The 16,625-nt window shown below is 58.9% G+C and carries 19 protein-coding genes and 1 pseudogene; 16 read left to right on the top strand and 4 right to left on the bottom strand.

Annotated features, from left to right (window positions below):
- The first annotated feature begins 38 nt into the window (after nucleotides 1-38).
- Nucleotides 39-2,054, top strand: coding sequence for a hypothetical protein (locus tag RR_RS01930; protein WP_011222440.1), 2,016 nt, complete (start codon nucleotides 39-41; stop codon nucleotides 2,052-2,054).
- Nucleotides 2,055-2,097: 43 nt separating this feature from the next.
- Here RR_RS01930 and RR_RS01935 read toward each other — a convergent pair whose 3' ends face one another.
- A complete protein-coding gene (locus RR_RS01935; protein ID WP_004594522.1) occupies nucleotides 2,098-4,077 on the bottom strand; it encodes a hypothetical protein in 1,980 nt (659 codons plus the stop codon).
- Between the two features lie 525 nt (nucleotides 4,078-4,602).
- Between RR_RS01935 and RR_RS01940 the strand changes: the two genes are divergently transcribed.
- The 7 genes from RR_RS01940 to RR_RS21395 all read left to right on the top strand — a co-directional run bounded on the left by RR_RS01940 (nucleotide 4,603) and on the right by RR_RS21395 (nucleotide 9,421).
- Complete coding sequence (locus RR_RS01940; RefSeq protein WP_004594521.1) at nucleotides 4,603-4,893, top strand: hypothetical protein; 291 nt, start codon at nucleotides 4,603-4,605, stop codon at nucleotides 4,891-4,893.
- Complete coding sequence (locus RR_RS01945) at nucleotides 4,893-5,219, top strand: DUF7558 family protein (protein ID WP_011222441.1); 327 nt, start codon at nucleotides 4,893-4,895, stop codon at nucleotides 5,217-5,219. Before RR_RS01940 ends, RR_RS01945 begins: the two co-directional genes overlap by 1 nt.
- Nucleotides 5,220-5,375: 156 nt before the next feature.
- Nucleotides 5,376-5,726 (top strand): hypothetical protein, encoded by a 351-nt coding sequence (locus RR_RS01950; protein ID WP_004594520.1) that lies wholly within the window; start codon nucleotides 5,376-5,378, stop codon nucleotides 5,724-5,726.
- A gap of 6 nt (nucleotides 5,727-5,732) precedes the next feature.
- Nucleotides 5,733-6,062, top strand: a complete 330-nt coding sequence (locus RR_RS01955) for a hypothetical protein (protein ID WP_004594519.1) — start codon at nucleotides 5,733-5,735, stop codon at nucleotides 6,060-6,062.
- An 84-nt stretch (nucleotides 6,063-6,146) separates the two neighbouring features.
- Nucleotides 6,147-6,404 (top strand): HalOD1 output domain-containing protein, encoded by a 258-nt coding sequence (locus tag RR_RS01960; RefSeq protein WP_004594518.1) that lies wholly within the window; start codon nucleotides 6,147-6,149, stop codon nucleotides 6,402-6,404.
- 587 nt (nucleotides 6,405-6,991) lie between these two features.
- Nucleotides 6,992-7,852, top strand: a complete 861-nt coding sequence (locus tag RR_RS01965; RefSeq protein WP_004594516.1) for a hypothetical protein — start codon at nucleotides 6,992-6,994, stop codon at nucleotides 7,850-7,852.
- A 231-nt stretch (nucleotides 7,853-8,083) separates the two neighbouring features.
- The gene (locus RR_RS21395; protein ID WP_011222445.1) at nucleotides 8,084-9,421 is read left to right on the top strand and encodes an AlbA family DNA-binding domain-containing protein; all 1,338 of its coding nucleotides are present in this window, start codon (nucleotides 8,084-8,086) and stop codon (nucleotides 9,419-9,421) included.
- Between the two features lie 5 nt (nucleotides 9,422-9,426).
- On the opposite strand, the gene RR_RS22015 is transcribed toward RR_RS21395, so the two are convergent.
- Complete coding sequence (locus RR_RS22015; RefSeq protein WP_011222446.1) at nucleotides 9,427-10,176, bottom strand: hypothetical protein; 750 nt, start codon at nucleotides 10,174-10,176, stop codon at nucleotides 9,427-9,429.
- 221 nt (nucleotides 10,177-10,397) lie between these two features.
- Here RR_RS22015 and RR_RS01990 point away from each other — a divergent pair, with 221 nt between their 5' ends.
- From RR_RS01990 to RR_RS22760, 3 genes and pseudogenes are all read left to right on the top strand, one after another.
- A complete protein-coding gene (locus RR_RS01990) occupies nucleotides 10,398-11,318 on the top strand; it encodes a transcription initiation factor IIB (protein WP_049938512.1) in 921 nt (306 codons plus the stop codon).
- Between the two features lie 263 nt (nucleotides 11,319-11,581).
- The gene (locus RR_RS01995) at nucleotides 11,582-12,451 is read left to right on the top strand and encodes a hypothetical protein (protein WP_011222448.1); all 870 of its coding nucleotides are present in this window, start codon (nucleotides 11,582-11,584) and stop codon (nucleotides 12,449-12,451) included.
- A 93-nt stretch (nucleotides 12,452-12,544) separates the two neighbouring features.
- Nucleotides 12,545-12,705, top strand: a pseudogene (locus tag RR_RS22760) (transcription initiation factor IIB family protein); the annotation flags it as partial.
- On the opposite strand, the gene RR_RS02000 reads toward RR_RS22760, so the two are convergent.
- Complete coding sequence (locus tag RR_RS02000) at nucleotides 12,702-13,190, bottom strand: hypothetical protein (protein ID WP_011222449.1); 489 nt, start codon at nucleotides 13,188-13,190, stop codon at nucleotides 12,702-12,704. The pseudogene RR_RS22760 and the gene RR_RS02000 overlap by 4 nt on opposite strands.
- A gap of 17 nt (nucleotides 13,191-13,207) precedes the next feature.
- Complete coding sequence (locus RR_RS02005) at nucleotides 13,208-13,759, bottom strand: DUF7342 family protein (protein ID WP_049938513.1); 552 nt, start codon at nucleotides 13,757-13,759, stop codon at nucleotides 13,208-13,210.
- Between the two features lie 335 nt (nucleotides 13,760-14,094).
- Here RR_RS02005 and RR_RS02015 point away from each other — a divergent pair, with 335 nt between their 5' ends.
- The 5 genes from RR_RS02015 to RR_RS02035 all read left to right on the top strand — a co-directional run bounded on the left by RR_RS02015 (nucleotide 14,095) and on the right by RR_RS02035 (nucleotide 16,613).
- Nucleotides 14,095-14,283, top strand: coding sequence for a hypothetical protein (locus tag RR_RS02015; protein ID WP_004594506.1), 189 nt, complete (start codon nucleotides 14,095-14,097; stop codon nucleotides 14,281-14,283).
- Nucleotides 14,284-14,369: 86 nt separating this feature from the next.
- Nucleotides 14,370-14,750 carry a hypothetical protein gene (locus tag RR_RS02020; protein ID WP_004594505.1) on the top strand — a complete coding sequence of 127 codons (381 nt, stop codon included), beginning with the start codon at nucleotides 14,370-14,372 and terminating at the stop codon, nucleotides 14,748-14,750.
- Between the two features lie 67 nt (nucleotides 14,751-14,817).
- A complete protein-coding gene (locus RR_RS02025) occupies nucleotides 14,818-15,480 on the top strand; it encodes a DUF6735 family protein (RefSeq protein ID WP_004594504.1) in 663 nt (220 codons plus the stop codon).
- 37 nt (nucleotides 15,481-15,517) lie between these two features.
- Nucleotides 15,518-15,802, top strand: a complete 285-nt coding sequence (locus RR_RS02030; RefSeq protein ID WP_004594503.1) for a hypothetical protein — start codon at nucleotides 15,518-15,520, stop codon at nucleotides 15,800-15,802.
- A gap of 61 nt (nucleotides 15,803-15,863) precedes the next feature.
- Complete coding sequence (locus RR_RS02035; protein ID WP_004594502.1) at nucleotides 15,864-16,613, top strand: helix-turn-helix domain-containing protein; 750 nt, start codon at nucleotides 15,864-15,866, stop codon at nucleotides 16,611-16,613.
- Nucleotides 16,614-16,625 lie beyond the last annotated feature (12 nt).

Raw genomic sequence — 16,625 nt, forward strand, 5'->3', positions numbered from 1 at the left:
CGTTTCGCTCCCGCTCAGGAGGTGCAGGAGCACACGAAATGACGCTCTCCGAGGCAGCCATCCGCGAGCACTACCGTCGTGCCAAACCCATCTACGAGGCGCTGGCGACTGTCAAGAACTATCCAACCATCGGGTTGAACGACTTCGTCGGATGGTACATCAAACGCGACCACGACGACGTCGAGGCGATTAAGGCCGGGTATCCGCAGCGCGGACGGGTTGCCCGCCTCGATCGTGACTACGACGAGATTCACGACCGCCTCAACCGGACCCTCTATGCCGTCACCACCTACAAGACACCGACCGCCTTCCAACAGTGGGAACCCTGTCGCTACGACGAGTCTGAGGGGACGACCGTTTGGCAGGATGAGCCCCCAACCCCCGGGTATGCCGACCTCCGGGCAGTTCCCACCTGGGGCGATATTGACCTCGCCGACGACATCAAGCCGCAGCGAGGCGACCTGGATGGCGAGACGCGTACCCTCGTCGAGCGTACCCTCGACGCCTACATCGACGAGTATGCAACGCTCTACGGCACGCGGAAGGCGGTGTATGCGCTGGACTCCGTCGGGGGCGCGTACGTCTTTGGGGCCCCGGAGGCCACACTACCAATTGCGGACCACTTCAATGACGATCCGGATGCGCTCGAACGGGTGTTCAACGAGTTCCTCGACCGCTCGAACGCATGGCTCCAGAAGGCAGAGGCCCGCGTGAACGAGCGCGTCGACGGCGCCGGCGACGTCATTCAGCCCGATTGGGTGAACAACAAGAACCGCCAGTACAAGCCGCCACTCTCGATCCACGCCGACCACGATGCCGTCGTCACGCCCATCGCGACCGACAACGTCCGCTACGAACTCCGTCCGTTCGAGGGTGTCGACGACGCACTCCTCGAGCAGGCGGTCAGTTGGGCCGATGACCTCACGCGAGTCGAGCACACGGACTGCGTCGACTCGCTTGTCGCGACGCTCTGGCCGGACCTGTACGAGGACCACGGGGGGTGGCAGGCCACGCTGGAGGAATGGGTGGAAGCGGAGCGTGAGCGGGAACGGGAGCGCCAGCGACAGCGTGAGGCAGCGCTCCAGCGACGCGAAGAGCGAATGGCAGAACTCGACGGTACCCTCGAAGGCCGTCCCGTTACGCCGTTCAAAGAGGACGTCTACGAGGCTGTCGAGGATATCGACATCACCGAGATTGCCCGTCACTACGCGAGCGATGCCTACGATACGGATCCGAACCAGCCGCGGCCGCAGTTCGACCCGTGCTGGCGCCACAGTGAGAGCGGGCAATCCTGTTTCGTCGACGAGCAGGCCAATACCTTCGGCGATTCGAAGGTTAACGCCGGGGGCGGGCCGGCGAAGCTGATGGCGCTCGCGACGGGGATTATCTCCGCCGCCGATGCGGACCTCGACGGGGAGGACTACTGGGCTGCCGTCGACGAACTGCGGAGCGCCGGCTACGACATTCCGGTGTGGGTTCCAGAGGCCGGATCGGACCGCGTCGACGGCGGGACCTACGACCAGATGCCGTTCTGGGCCGTTCGGAAAGCGGCTGTCGCGCTCGAGATTTGTCCGGAGAATGCGTTCGTCGATCGTGAGGGCGAGGAAGGAACCTACGAGGGATTCCCCGGGTACGAAACCTACAACGAGACGCTAGAAGCCATCGAAGACACGGACCTGAACCACGGGCGCGAGCGGGTCACGCCCGAGGAGAACGCAGCTGACGATGAATCGAAGTCACCCCCCGAATCTCCTACGAGTGACGATCGACCTGGTGACTTGGACCGGGCTCACCTTCGCGAAAAGAACCGTCTGTTGACAGCGAAAATCAAGCGTCTCGAATCTGAACTGGAGGAGAAATCGGAGCAAATCGAGGGGCTGGAAACAAAGGTCAACCATCTCCAATCGGAGCTCGCTACCGTCCGCTCTGAACGTGATCGGCTAGAGGCTGCTCTCGAAGAACGTGAGTTCGAGCAAGAGCCAAATCAGGGAAACCAGGACGAGAATCGATCCCCACTTGACAGGGCGAGAAGGTTCATTTCATCCAATCGGTAGACATCTCACTCACTCAGCATCAAATCTTAAACTACCTCAACAGTCACGTCTCCGGCGAATCCTCTCTATCAAACGCCCCCTCAGACACTGGGAAGATATCGATAACGTGCTTATCAAAGGTTCCCCACATAGTCTCGTGCCCGAAACGAATCCGATGACTAAACTCCGATTCAGCCTCCTCCCTATCAACCTCCGAACGCTGGAGCTCACCGACCGTCTCCCCATACCCTTCTCGCAGCTTATCAAGTAACTCATCAGGTGTATACTTCGTCGACTCAGGGTGTGTCCAGCGTACTTCCCCAGGAAAACGTTCCATATCATCCGCATCCTGAGATTCGCTCAAACCCATTATAGCACGGAGCTCGCCTAAATCCTCAGCGTGTGCCGGCTCATCCTCATCAACATCTACATCCGAGAAATCACCCTCCCAGACAGCAACACCCACTAATGACCGCCGAACCTTTTCACCTCGCTCCTGAAGCTCAGAAAGAATCTCCTCTGCTGTATCAGAGTCCAAATCGGAATCCTTGTAGTCATCGTACACCTCCCGATGCTTCTCCGTGATAAACTCCGGAAGAGGAATCCGAGTATCCGTCGCCAACCCCACACGTTTCACAAACTCGAGGATATCACGATCCTCGGGCTCAGGTAAATCGATACCTTCGAAAGGCTCCTCAAGCCGCTGCTGATACGTCTTATCCGAATCTGGGAATTCAAATTCTACCCTCCGGATATCATCCTTATCCTGGATTTTGAGCATCTCAAAGTATTGCTCAACACTCAGATCATCAGGATCAACATTAAAATTGAACTGGCCTTCTCCGAATTCGTGGATATCATCGGCAGTCTTCTCCCAATTAATCTCAACGTGGATTGGATGCTCAGGTGTAGGCTCCGAACCAAACTCTACCTCAAACTCCAGCGTGTCGCCGGCAAGAGACCAATTACCGATCCACTCTACTGTTGACTTTTCTGGAACCTGCAAATCCTCAATTACATCCGGCATTACATTTCTCGGCAATAGAATCCGAGAATCAGGATTAGCGATATGTATCAAATCATTCTCATCCTGGCCACCACCACCGGTGGACTTCCAGAAGCTGAGATTAATCTCTTCACCCTCATCTAAAGTCGCCACATCATATGCCTGGGTATAGAGAGTATACACATCTTCGACGACATTCAGAGTCTTCTCTTCCAGAATCGATCGAGGAATAGTCAGCAGATACGGCTCACCATCCTGTGAATCAGCAGAGTACTTACACAGGAACTGAATGACTTCATCATCGAGAACAATTCGATCATCGAGTAACTCGTCATTCCCGAGCTCAAACCCAGTACTGTCACCAACCGTAACCCGATTGCCGTGTTTAACGGCGTTGTACGCCTCTCGGAAATTCAAATAGAAGACAGCAATATTCTTGAGTTTATTTCTCAGATTCTCAATCGAATCCTCGACTAACAACTCCATCTCCATCGACTCAGGGATATCCTCACCCTCACCTTCGTGAATCTCTATATCAGCCAACCCAACATCAACTGGAACATCTTCCAGTTCTTCCTCTGAGAAACTAATCGCTCCCTCTCGCACCGCCTGATACCCAAAGATCAAACTCAGAACCTCATTCGAGTCAGCCTCAACATCTCGTTTATCAAGATACCCATCAAGTTCCTCCTCCAGAATAGCCTCAAAGAGTGGCCGTATATCTCCGCTTGAAGTCCGGATAATCTCATTAATATAGGATTCCTTATTCAAAATGAGATATCTGAAATAGGATCCAAACTCCTCGATATACTGCATCGTTGCTCGGAAAAGATCCACGACCGAGTACACCTTTACAGTATCCCGCTGGTCCTCAGGTACCGCATCCAACCCTGCGTTGATTGTCCCTGCGATTTTACATATGTGAGCGTACGCTATCTCCGGGTCTTGACGATCCTGAATAACCTCTTCGGGATCCTGAGTCTCTGAGTCAGAATAAAACTCGGTATACTCGAAGAAGCTTTTCTCATTTTCAGACATACTATACAGTATATAAAAGAGGGTGAAAAGCGTTTGTCACCAGAATTTCTTTCACTTTCTTCAGAGTTCGACAGGGCCATTTCGGTTAAATCGTCCGAACAGTTAACCTGACACCAGCGACGACCTCCCCTAGACACCAGGTATGCTGAGAGTCGTGCTGAGTCAACAAATCGTAGGACGGCAGCACTAGACACCAGACTCACCGACGAGGGAGTTCCCGGACAGCCCCCGAAATCTGGTGTCAGGTATTGCTGTCTTGCGATTTGGAGGCGAATTGTGCCACTAGACAGCAGGAAAATCAACCGATATGTGGTGGGGGTGGCGGCCCAAAGTTATGTTCGCGGCCACCAGGGCCGAGATGCCAGGCCGCTGGCCAAGCGAGAGTAGGCTGCCACCCGGACGATGGCGTGGGGCGTGGAGGGTGAAGGAGCAGATCGACATCGTGACTGAGAATGGTGACTGTGGCGACTGTTTATTGTGCCCCCGAGTGGGTGCGGGGCGGTTCCTGTGCTGCCCCTGATTTGTATGTCTGGTCCGGATAGATACGACGATACGGCAGACGATCACGAACGGTTCGAAGCGGAATTGCTCGCTCAGGATCGGGATGCGCGGTCACCATCGACGGCGGATCTTGACGACGAGACGGCCCGCCAGCTGGTTCGAGAGCTACTCGATGCCGGGACAGTCACACCGGTCGTCGACCAGCGGCTCCTCGTTCACGAGCCCAGCAACACAGCGTTCGAATCGATGCAGCAGCTCGCCGTCTTCCACACAGGCTGGACGGCCGCCCGGGACGCCGGCGAGGGTGATGGGTGATGCAGCAGACGCTGGCCGGCTGTGCCTTCTGCGAGGCTCCATCCGGGATAGAGACTGGGATCGCCTACACGTGGGGGAAGGAAGAGCGGGTCAACCACCCGATTTGCGTCGACTGTGCGATCCAAGAGACGCCGGATCCCGATGATCGTGATCACTACGCCTGTGACAGCTGTGGCCTCGTCGTCAACGCGCTCGCAGCGCTCACACGGTTTCGAATCGAACTCGGCCATCTCGAAGGCCCGATACAGGTCTGTGCGCGGTGTAGTCCAGGCGGGCCAGCAACGTACTGGACACGCGACCTCGAGGCACACATCGTCTCTGACTGACCCGCCGAGCGGTCGTCGACGCGAGTGGTACGGCGACCACTGCGGGAGGGTCACAGTTGTCCGTAGCTGTCCCACCCCGCGAACTCAGCAGCGCTGGTTGTGTCGCTGTCTCGTTGCTCCGCTATCTTCAACAGACGGGCGCTCCTCGGGATGACTATGGACTGCCCCGCGTGCGGGTCCCCCGTCACCCTCGAGGTCGGACCAGACCGGCCCCTGTCGACGTCGCTGTCCGACGCCGTCCTCGCAGCGGAAGAGGACGAGCAGATCGAGGTGACCCGCGATTGTTGGGACTGTGGCTGGCACGAAACGCGGGCGCTTCGCGTCGCATCGATCGACAGGACCGCCGGCGACGAGACTGCCGTCGAGCGAGCCGCACTCATCGACGAGATTGCCGATGAGCTCGCAGCGATCGGCTGTGTGGGTACGCTTGAGGAGACGCTGGCTGCAATCCGTGAGCAACGAGAAACCGACTCGGCGACGACCGATACGGACGACGCGGCGGAGTGACTCGCAATGCCTGATACAGAGGCCAACTATAATGTTCGTGAGCAAACCGGGAATCCCGAGCACGCATCGGTCGACGATGTGGTTGACCTCGTGATCTACCGGGCGCAGAACCCGCGAACCGAGCACGAGGATGCACATTTCGATACGGCGGTCGCGGCTCTCGTCGACAGATACGGAACGGAGTCGGTCCGGACAGTCATCAACCGCATCCTCGTCGACGACGAGCCGTTCCGGACCGCCACGAACGGCCTTGAGATGCGCAACGTCGACGGCGTTCGGATCGGAACCGCAGCCAGCTGGTTTCTCGAGGAGCTAAACGCACAGGACGACCACTGAGGGACCGGTTGAAAGGCCGCAGCGACAGGCCGTCGAGCCCCCATTTTTAACTCCTGTTCGTCCTATCTACCCGTCGAGGCCATAATGGCACCCTCCACCCCGAGAGACTCAGATCCATCCCCCGATCTACTCGTTGAAATCGTCGAGACACTGGAAGCCCACGGGCTCCCCACCGACTCGTATCAGCTCCACGACGCTGTTGACGTCGAGGCACTCGAGCAGCTTCTCGCATCCTCAGCCGGGGACGTGGAAGTCCGGTTCACCGTGGAGGGGATCCAACTCGCCGTCACCCACGACGGCGTCGATGTCCTTCTCGACGAGCCAGCCGGGGCACCGGATTAGTAGCGCGATCGAATTCGTCGACAGCGACACTCCCTGAAAGCCCTCGGCCGCTCGGCATCCCGCGACCACCGCTGCGCTCCTCGTCCCTGCGGTGCTTGCGGGGTCGGGGGACGACCGAGGCGGCCTCGCCCTTTCTGAGTCCGCCAGGACGGTGAATGACCATCCGAGCGGCGCAGCCGGGTGGACAGGTGTGTCCGTACCGGCCCGCCCCGCTCGCCGCTGCCGCCCTCCGCGTCGCTCGCGACCGACCATTCCGGGCTGCCTGCCTGCGGTAGCGGGCGGGCTGCCGGGCTAAAGTGAATGTGCCCTCGGCGCCAGCGGGAAAGCGCGGGGGGTTGCGCGGCGTGGCTGCTCACCCCCCACGCTTTCTCCGCTGGCCGCTCGCTCCGGGCGGGTCGGCGCGCGGTGCTGGTTGGGGTCGCCGCACTCGGGCGCGCTCTCGCTCGCGCCCGGTAGGGCGCTCGCGAAGGCGCGAGCGAGAGCGCGCAGTCGGTGCTATCGGTCGTCGACGTCGTCGGAAAACCGCGATGTTAGGGGCATCGCGGTGGCGGCGCACGAGCGCCTTCAGTGGTATCTGGAGGATACCAATGTCAAGTAACAACTCGAGTCGCAAGGTCGTTACGGTGGATGAACAGGCATTCGAACGAACCGAAGACGCCGGCGTCGACGAGGACGGCTTCAAGGTCGTCGACGACAAACCGGAGTTCCGAGCGACGGTTCAGCAGGAAAAGCAGGCGAAGGTGGATTCCAACCACCCAGACGGCATCGTCCAGGACTTCTCGCACCTGCCCCTCGCGCAGGAAGAGAAGATTCGCGCCCGGGAGGCCGAACTGGACCACATCAGCGCCCAGGCGGAACTCGGCACCCAAGACGGGCGGGCGAAGCGAACTCGCAAGGTCGTCACCGAACGGCGACAGCGTAAGCGGGCGGAACGCACCCCGGACCGGACGGATCCGCGAGAGCGTCTCTCCCGGATGGAGCTGGCGAAGGTGAACCAGGAAGCAGACCGGATGGCACAGCGGCTTCGCACCGGTCACAGTCGGGCGGCCGTCTCGCGGGCGCTCGCAAAGCGGGTCGCCAAGGGGCAAGACATCACCAAAGCAGTGTTCGACACGATGGATGCACTCAAGGCGGCCCCCGGCGCCATCTGCCCGATCGAGGACGTCCCGGACGTGCAGACGGATGAGGTGAGCATCGAAGGAGAAGTCGTTCAGCTCTGGGATGCTTCCAGCCGGAAGATCGCTCAAGTGGGCTTGGTCGCGGACGACACCGGGAAAATCAAGTTCACCTCGTGGCGAAAATCGGAGCCTGCCTTCGTCCAAGAAGGGGACACCGTCCGAATGCGGGCGGTTAAGAAGAACTGGTACGAGGGACGATGTTCACTCGCCGTGACCTACGACAGTATGATCGTCTTCCCAGAACGCGACCGCCGCTGGTGGGAGGAGTAGGGGCAACGCCCTTTCTTTTTTCGTGAGTGCCGGACCGGCCCAGGCCCCACCGCCCCACCCACCGCTCCGTGCTCGCTCCCGCTGGTCGCTGCGCGCGCAGCCACAACCTCAAGAACCGAGCTGAGATGTATGTCAGAATTCGGGAATTCGCTAACCGCGTGTATCCGTCCGAAATAAAAAGCAACTACCGCCTAGAGAGGTTTTTAGGCTGACTAGAAACATAGAGGGAATATGGTTAAATCGGGAGACGTGGATCAGCGGTGGCAGGATCTATTGCGTAATCCACGAGAAGAGGTCCATCGTGAAATCAAAAGCTGGCTTGATCTGTCTGATAATGTGGACAAGGCAAACGTAGCAAAAGCGATGCTCGCATTAGCGAATTCTGGTGGGGGTCAGATTTTGATTGGATATGAGGAGGTCGGTGAATCATGGGAACCGGATCCATCTCGACCACATCCGATTGACCACTACGATCAAGATACGATTAATGGGATCGTTGAGAAGTTTGCTGAGCCCCAGTTTCACTGTGAAGTATACCATATTGAACATCCAGAATCTGGTGAAGTCTTTCCAATTATCGATGTACCGGGAGACCATCGGGTGCCGATTCGATCAGACAGTGCTGGCCCTGAAGACCAACACGTTACCTACAACACATATTATATTAGGCGGCCAGGGCCAGAAAGTGCAGCACCGAAGACAGGACGTGAGTGGGACGAATTGATTCGGCGGTGTGTCACTGCCTCACGTGATGATCTGTTAGATCGAATGCGAACCGTACTGACGGGGTTCGAAAAAGGAGCAAGTGAAGAAGAGATTGATCCGCTGGATCAGCTTGCTTCGTGGACTGAGGCTATGCGGGAAGACTGGGAAGCCAACGTGATGGACGAGTACGGAAATATGGATAATTCACCCTATCGTCACGGGTACTGGTCATTTGCTTACAGTCTGGATTCTGAGTTTGATCAGCCATCTCTCTCTGAGTTCTTAGATCTACTACGGGAGGTGAAAGGTCATGAAACGGGGTGGCCGGCGTGGCTGATCAGCGAGGATCAGGTACATCCCCGCGATGAGACAATCGAAGGGTGGTATACCGGCGGAACATTCGATGACCCAGCGCACGCAGACTACTGGCGTGCATCCCCAGACGGGATGCTGTTCTTGCTTCGTGGCTATCAGGAAGACAGCAAAGATGAACTTGAGCCAGGTACAGTTTTGGATTATATTCTCCCAATCTGGCGAGTCGGTGAATGCTTGCTACATGCGAAGCGGTTGGGGCGAGAACTCGGTGAGGAAAACACGTCGGTCACCGTGCAAGCCCGATGGACGGGACTAGAGGGACGAACACTGGGCTCAATTGAAAATCGCCGTGGACTTTTCCCTCCGATTGAAAGAGAATCACATCAAGCGACAGTTACGGCCAGTCAACGCTTCACTGTTCAAGATTTTGAAGACGCTCTACCGGAAGTGGTTGAGACCTTGACCCAACCGCTATACCAGATCTTTGATTTCTACGAGCCGCCATCCGATCTAATCCAGAATGAGCTGGACCGGATGCAAAGCCAGTAACAACGCTACTCTAGATGTTCATCCAATTCCCACGCACCTTCATCATCGTAATAGAAACCGGGATGATATCCGAACTGAGAGTTTGATAATGGTCGGAAAAGCGGTGTGAGTTGGTCACGGATACCGTCTTCATCGGACAGACTGAGAGGTGTGAGGCGCGAGGTGCGGTTAGGTTCAGGAAATGCTTCAACCCGGTCAACCTGCCGATGTTGGTCTATTGTCGCGTTCGTGAGATTTGTCCCACTGAGGATTGCATACACCTTCTCGCTGTGTTCATCAGGAAGGACGTCACGATAGAACTGGAGGACGGTGACGAGACTTAATTCAAGATCCTGTGAACTGACTGCATAGTCACAGTCGTATGAATGACCGGTTGGATAGCAGAGCCCGCTCCCCCGGGCCTCATATATGCCAGTATCATACAGAGTTGCCACTGAACTCAGGTCTTTTCGATTCTCGTAGCGAGCGACAATATGGTTCCATGTCGGATCCGCGTGTTCAAACAGTCTATCGGGCCGAAACGATGGTCGACACGTCGCGGGAACAGGCAGTTCCTCAAGTTCTGTGATATCGACAAGACGCGATCCATCAAGAGCACTTTCAGGAACAATATGGAACAAGAGCTGTGGAATTGCATCCTCTGAATTAAGCATATCGAAGCGCTGAAGGTGGTATTCGCGATATAATGTCGACCGATCAACCGCCGGATATTCACGGTTGAGTTCATGGAGACGCCGAAGATGTGAATCACTCATATGCTCCCCCTCTCACCTTAGATAAATATGTATTCGGTCCCCTGTTGTGGCCTTGAGTGCCGCCCCAGTTCCTGCATAGCCAGTTCATTGGTATAAGAATCAGACTCGGTCGCTGTACGCCATCGGTTCCGAGATATCTGAACCGTCTTGTAGAGGTTTATTCCACCCATAATGGGTGAAGGATTCGCTGTACTGGCGAGTTCCTGAACATGGTGAGAACGATGACTACCAGAGACATCTACGAAACTGGCTTCGACGAAGACGTCCAAACAGAGTCGAGCGCTACCCAGTGTCCAGAGTGTGACGGCCGGGTCACTACGAATGCGGTCGAAACGATCTGCGAGGACTGTGGACTTGTTATCGAGGAACAACGTATCGATCACGGGCCGGAGTGGCGGGCGTACGATGCAGACGAGCGCGAGCGAACAGGCGCACCACTCACTACAGCCCGTCACGATCGAGGCATCTCGACCGAGATCGGCCACGGAACCGACGCACACGGGAACGAACTCTCTGGTCAGAAACGCCGGCAGCTGGCCCGGATGCGACGTGAGCAGACCCGTGGTCGCTGGCGGTCCAAAGCGGAACGGAATCTCGCACACGGGTTGGGCGAGGTACGCCGGCTGGCGAGTGCGCTCGAGCTCTCTGAGTCGATTCGTGACCAGGCGTGCCAGCTCTTCCGGAGCGCTCAGAGCGAGGATCTGCTTCGAGGCAGATCCATCGAAGCCATCGGTGCAGCGAGTATCTACGGTACCTGTCGATGTAACCAACACCCGCTTCTCCTCGAGGATGTCGTCGACGCCGCCCGAGTCGAGTCCGCTCGTGTCACCAACGCCTACCGAACACTGAATCGCGAATTAGAGCTCCCAGCACCACCAATGCGCCCGACGTCGTTCATTCCACGCCTGATCTCGGCGCTGGAGTTAGACCACGACATTCGTCGGCGCGCGAACGAACTCGCAGAACGCGCCGAGGGGACAACCCTCACGAACGGCTGTCAGCCATCGGGCGTCGCGGCCGCCTGTGTCTATCTGGCTGCCCAAGAGCAGGGCGCGTTGATTACCCAATCCACCGTCGCGTCGGCAGCAGAGGTGTCAGTCGTGACGCTCCGAAGCCGGCGAGACGAACTCCAAGCGATCTGAGACGCCTCCGGTAGAGGAATACCTACATACAGGCAGAGAGTCTACAAGGGGGTATGGATCTGGACGAGACTGTCGAGTATCTGTCGACAGAACTCGATATCGAGCGGAGTGAGCACGTTCGCGAGGTCGGTCGAGCGGTCGCCGAGCTCCGTGACTGAATCGGTCTCAGGCGGTCAGATTTATCCCGTCGTCGCCGAATCCGTCCCCGCATTTTCTCACCCCTGAGTTTAAATACCAAACCGGGGGAAACGCGGAGCGAATCGATGACTGACCACAACTCAGACCGAGAGGCGTTCCAACCTGTCGGGGAGGGCGCTCTGGTGCCGGACCCAGCGCTGGATCAGCCAGCAGACGGCCAGCCAAGCCGCCAGCGTGAAGCCTCGCATTCGGGTGGGTATCCGGACGGAACAACCGACACAGACCGATCCTGTGTCTCCTGTGGCGCATCGATCCCGGCGTCGCAACGAAAATGCCGGTTCTGTCTCGAACACGAACTTGACGGCGCGTCGGAGTCGGGTGCTGCGAGTTCCGAGCAGACACTGCGTGGTGTGATCCACTTCCTCGTCGAATCGGGGACGTTCTACGGCGCCGTGGCAAGGGGAGCAGCAGCAGCGACACTTCTCTCGTCAGGTCACGACCAGCCCATCGACGACTGTACGCTCATCTACGATCTCGACGACGAGCCCGCACCCCAGCTAACCGAGCGCTGGCCTACGCTCCCCGCTGCTACTGAGGTGACCGCAGCGGCTGGCGACGCGTTACTAACAGCGGCCCGTGAGCGGACAGCGTGGAACGAGAGGAGCGATCGTTCTCAGACGGAGATTCCACGCGTCTATGACGAGCGTGGCCAGGGAATTCGCGATGAGTCGTCCCTCGAGCACACGCTCGACGACAGCGATCAGCTGTGGATCGTCCCAGCAATCGCTGTGGAAACAGTACCCCGCGAAACGAAATCCTCCAGTACCAGAGCTGAAATCCCGACCGTAACAGCCCTCGAGTGCCAGCACTGTACGAAAGAAACAGAACATCGCTTCAGTACACGCGAGTCGCTCCCTGACGAGACCTGGACGGGCCAACCAATCTGGGAGTGCCAAGTGTGTGGCACAGGTCGCTACGGGCCTGCTCCCGAATAGGGCAGTAGGAATCTCACCGTTTAACCAACAGTCTCCGATGGAGATGGCTTCTGTTGGTTAACACGGTGAGTACCCGCAAGTCCGACGTCAGTCATAGCGGGCGTTCATTCGGCAGGTTCGCAGCGGCCTGTCTCTACAAAGCGGGGCGGGAACAGGGGGTGTGGGTAACGCACCGTGACATCGCCAAGTCCGGAAACGTCACGCCGACCACGGCCTGGACGCATCACCAGAGGTTCGATGAACTCGCTGTCTAGACGGGCCAGGTAGGGAGCGAGGGCGCTCCATTCTTCCAGTGGATCGCATCTAGCGCGGGCGGGAACTGCTGTAGTCGGTCATCGAGGACGGCGAGTGGGTGCGCATCGAGAAACGTCGCCTTGTGCCGATCAACCGGCGTGTCTTCGTGATTGAGTTGGATATGACAGGGCCCAAGGTCCGGATGGTCGGCATCTTGGTGGAATCCGAGCATCAGATTTCGGTCCGGTTCGACCCAGTTTATGCGGTAGTATTCGTGGTCGACGCCGGCGGGGTACCAGAAGCGAATCTCCAGTCGTGCTGTCGCCGCGTCGTACGAGTCACTCAGGAACGTCGTCGGATCGACACCCGCGATGACGTACCGGGGTCGGCGTCGAGACGGGCGATAGCGGACCTCTTCACACCCTGGCTGGTTCGTCAATCGGTCGTGAACGTCGCGGAGGAGGGTCCGCTGTGTATAGCGGTCGCGACCGGCAAGAAAGATCATTCTGTGAGAGAGGAGGGTTAGCTCGTGGCGCGGTCAGCCACGTCGGTCATCTGCTCGCGGGCAGCTTCGACGTCGGAGTAGAGTTCCAGTGCGTGCTTGATGAGGCGGCGATCCTCCTCGTTCTCACGCCAGAACGCGATGACGTCGCGGCGGTCCCGGAGCTCCGCACTTGTGAGGTCGCCGTCGGCGAGCGACTGTTCAAGCTCTTCCCACGTCTCGACGTCGTAGGTCGCCTGCCACTCCTCGATCTCCTCGGTAATCGCGGCCAATTCACTCCGCAGCTCCTCGCGGGTATTTTCCTCGATGAGCGTGCGGATCTCCTCGAAGAGCAGTCGCGTGTAGTCCGGTTGGTAGCGCGTCGTCTCGCCGGCCTCGACGCGACGCAACTGGCCCTGGTCGACGAGGTCCTGAAGTTCCTCGTTGGTCGTGCTCCAGGCGGCGTCGGCCTGCTCGCTGATCCAGTTAACTGAGCGGGGTTCGCGAAGTGACTCGGCGACCGCCCGAATGCGGTCGCGGGCGCTCATCGACTCAGTCCACGATTGGACCCCATCTCGCGAGGATTCGGTCATGGTTGGCACCTCTTGGGACAGTGTTCGCGCCCTACTCCCATATATGTTTGTACTGTCTCGCATAATCAAGAATGCCTTGCGGGCGAAGGCGTCCGGACGTTGAAATGCGATACCGACAGAAGGTATGGCCAACCGATGTACGACCGATATTCTGACGTTGAGGAACTACGGCCGACCGGCGAGGCATCCCACAGCCCGGACACAATGTTGGACGACGGGTGTGAGAGTGACCTCCTGGCGGCAACGCGTCGCGACGAGCACTGGTGGCGACCTGATGCGACGACGACAGTCACGTGGAGTGTCTATCCGCGCCGGCGAGTGGTGAGGCGCTACCGATGAATCAGCAAGTCGAACAGGGCTACTGGATGCATCGTGTACTCAGCAATCTCAGCCGCCTCGACGTCGAGCGGTTGGACGACGCGGATCGAGAGCGAGTCGAGACTGCAAGAGACCTCCTGGAAGAAGTGAGCCTACTCACGGGACCAGAGGACGGGAGCGGACCAGACGCCCCAACAGACGACTGATCGTCATCGCCGTCGACGCCAGGGGCACTTCCAGTGTCGGTTTATCGCCCCCCAAGAGGGGTGCGGGGCTTCCCGCGAGTCCAGACATGGCGACACTACAAGCTGCGACGACGTCAACCGGCGCGATCGTATCGGATCCACAGGCTGTCCGCGAACTCTGTGAGAGCTACTGCTTCGGGACGCTCGACTGGGAGGTCACCGACAAGGGCGAACTCACCATCTGGGGGTACGATGACTTCGAAGTGTACGAGGCGCGGGAGAACGGCCTCCCGGACTACGAGGGCGGCATCGTGACCCACGAATTCTTGCGAGAACTTGCCGACCACCTCGAAGCTGACGAGGAACTCGACATCCAGACAGCGGGGTTCACGAAGTGTCGCTTCCCAGTGCTGGCGAAGCGGTACGTCGTTCGCGACGGCGAAGTCCTCTACGCGGATCTCAGTTCCCCCGAACCAATCGAGGAGTAGCGTTGTTCGTCCCCCGAGAGGGGTGCGGGGCGATCCAGTAGCGGTCGCCCCGTGAGGTGATTGCTCGATGGGCCACCGCGCACTCGTTGCGTACGAACGCACAGACGGACAGTACACGCTCCACTACAGCCATTGGGGCGCAGCGAACCTCAAGCTCAAGCACCGAATTTCGGCTGAGTCGCCGTTCGGTGGCGACGACACCAACTCCAAGTGGGCGAAACAGCTGCTGGCTGAACTGGCCGATGGCCTCGAGGCAGATGCGGTCGACGGCTACCTCGCTGACGAGGATCGACCGTCGACGGTCGTCGAGCCGAAGCCCCGCGCCACCGGGCTCACCCTCGACGAGATCATCGCTGACCATCTCGACTACCTCCACCACGAGGCGTTCTACGTGGTGTCACCGACCTTCGAGGTGACCGCCTACCGGACGCTGTGGTTCGGCCTGCAGTACGATTCAGAGACAATCGACAACGGTGAGACGGTCGGGAACGGGGCGCTCGCGACCGTTCGGTGGCACGACGGCGAGCCGGTCGGCGACGGCCATCTGAAGGGGCAGTTCCGGGCGCTGAAGGACGTCGTCGGCGATATGGTCGACAAGGGGGTGTTCACGCCGTCGACGGCGAGGCAGTACCTCAAGCAGAAACTCGGCGAGTGGGTCGGCGAGCGCCAGGAACTGCGCATCCCTGGTGGTGAATCACCGTCGAAAACTGCGTCAGTCGACCGATTATAACGCCAATCCCTTTCTGAGTCCCCACGAACGTCTGGATATGTCAGATCGGGCTGATGACGAGGTGCGAGTATGGCTCGTCGAACGTACCTACTCCGATGATGAACAGAACCTAATCATCCTCACCTACGCGACACCCGACGGCAAACAGTATTATCGGAAAGAGCGGGCACTCACGTCCTTCACCGATATTCGAGATACGACAGCGGCAGTCGATGCGGGGCCCGGCAATCTCGGCACGGTTGATGACCCCGATCTCCAGGACCAATACGCGGCCGAAGCGCAGCGAATGCAGGAGGTCCACGACCCGAACGACGTGATCTGATGCTCACCAGTAGACGTAGTCCCGTGCCATTGGTTATGTCGGAGGAGGCCGTAGACGGGGTATGCGCGAACTCGTCTTCGCCCTCGAATACGAGCCGGGGTGCAATAGGGTGGCGGATGCCCTTGCCGACTACCCCGACGCCCGTGTCCGCTCGCTTTCGTTGCACGCGACTGCCGACCAACTTTGGCGAGTCGACCATGCCACCGGCACTCCGGACGCACTCGACGCCATCGAGGACGCGTTTCGAAACAGCGACTACTACGCCGACTGTCTCGCCACCGAGGACTGCGGCGCCACCCAGACCACCCGCGTCCTTGACCGCACGGACGACACGCTCGTCCTCTACTCCGACTGGGAGCGAACCCCCACCTGCGCCTCGGTTCCCCACATCGCCCGCGACCATCTCGGGGACGGCGTGCTGTTCGAGACCCGTCATGAGGGCCGCCACTACACGTGGCGACTCATCCACTCGGGCGACGGCGACGTGGCGGCATTCTTCGACTCCCTCGAGGTTGCCGTCGAAGAATGCGCTCAGATGGAGATGCTCCGCACCGCGGACACGACGACAGCAGCTGGAGGAAGCGACGAAACACCGAGCGGATTACCCCCGGCGCAGGAAGCCGCCCTCCAAGCCGCCGTCGAACACGGCTACTACGAGTCGCCCCGCGAGGTCGATGTCGGCGAGTTGGCCGAGCATCTCGACGTGCCTCGGTCAACACTTACCTACCGGCTCCGTCGGGCGGAAGAACATTTGGCGAAGCAACACGTCGCCGGCGAGCGGGTAGCGGAAGAACGGCTGGCATCGCACTGACACCGCGGTTGG

This window comes from Haloarcula marismortui ATCC 43049 (genome assembly GCF_000011085.1).
Classification (GTDB): Archaea; Halobacteriota; Halobacteria; order Halobacteriales; family Haloarculaceae; genus Haloarcula; species Haloarcula marismortui.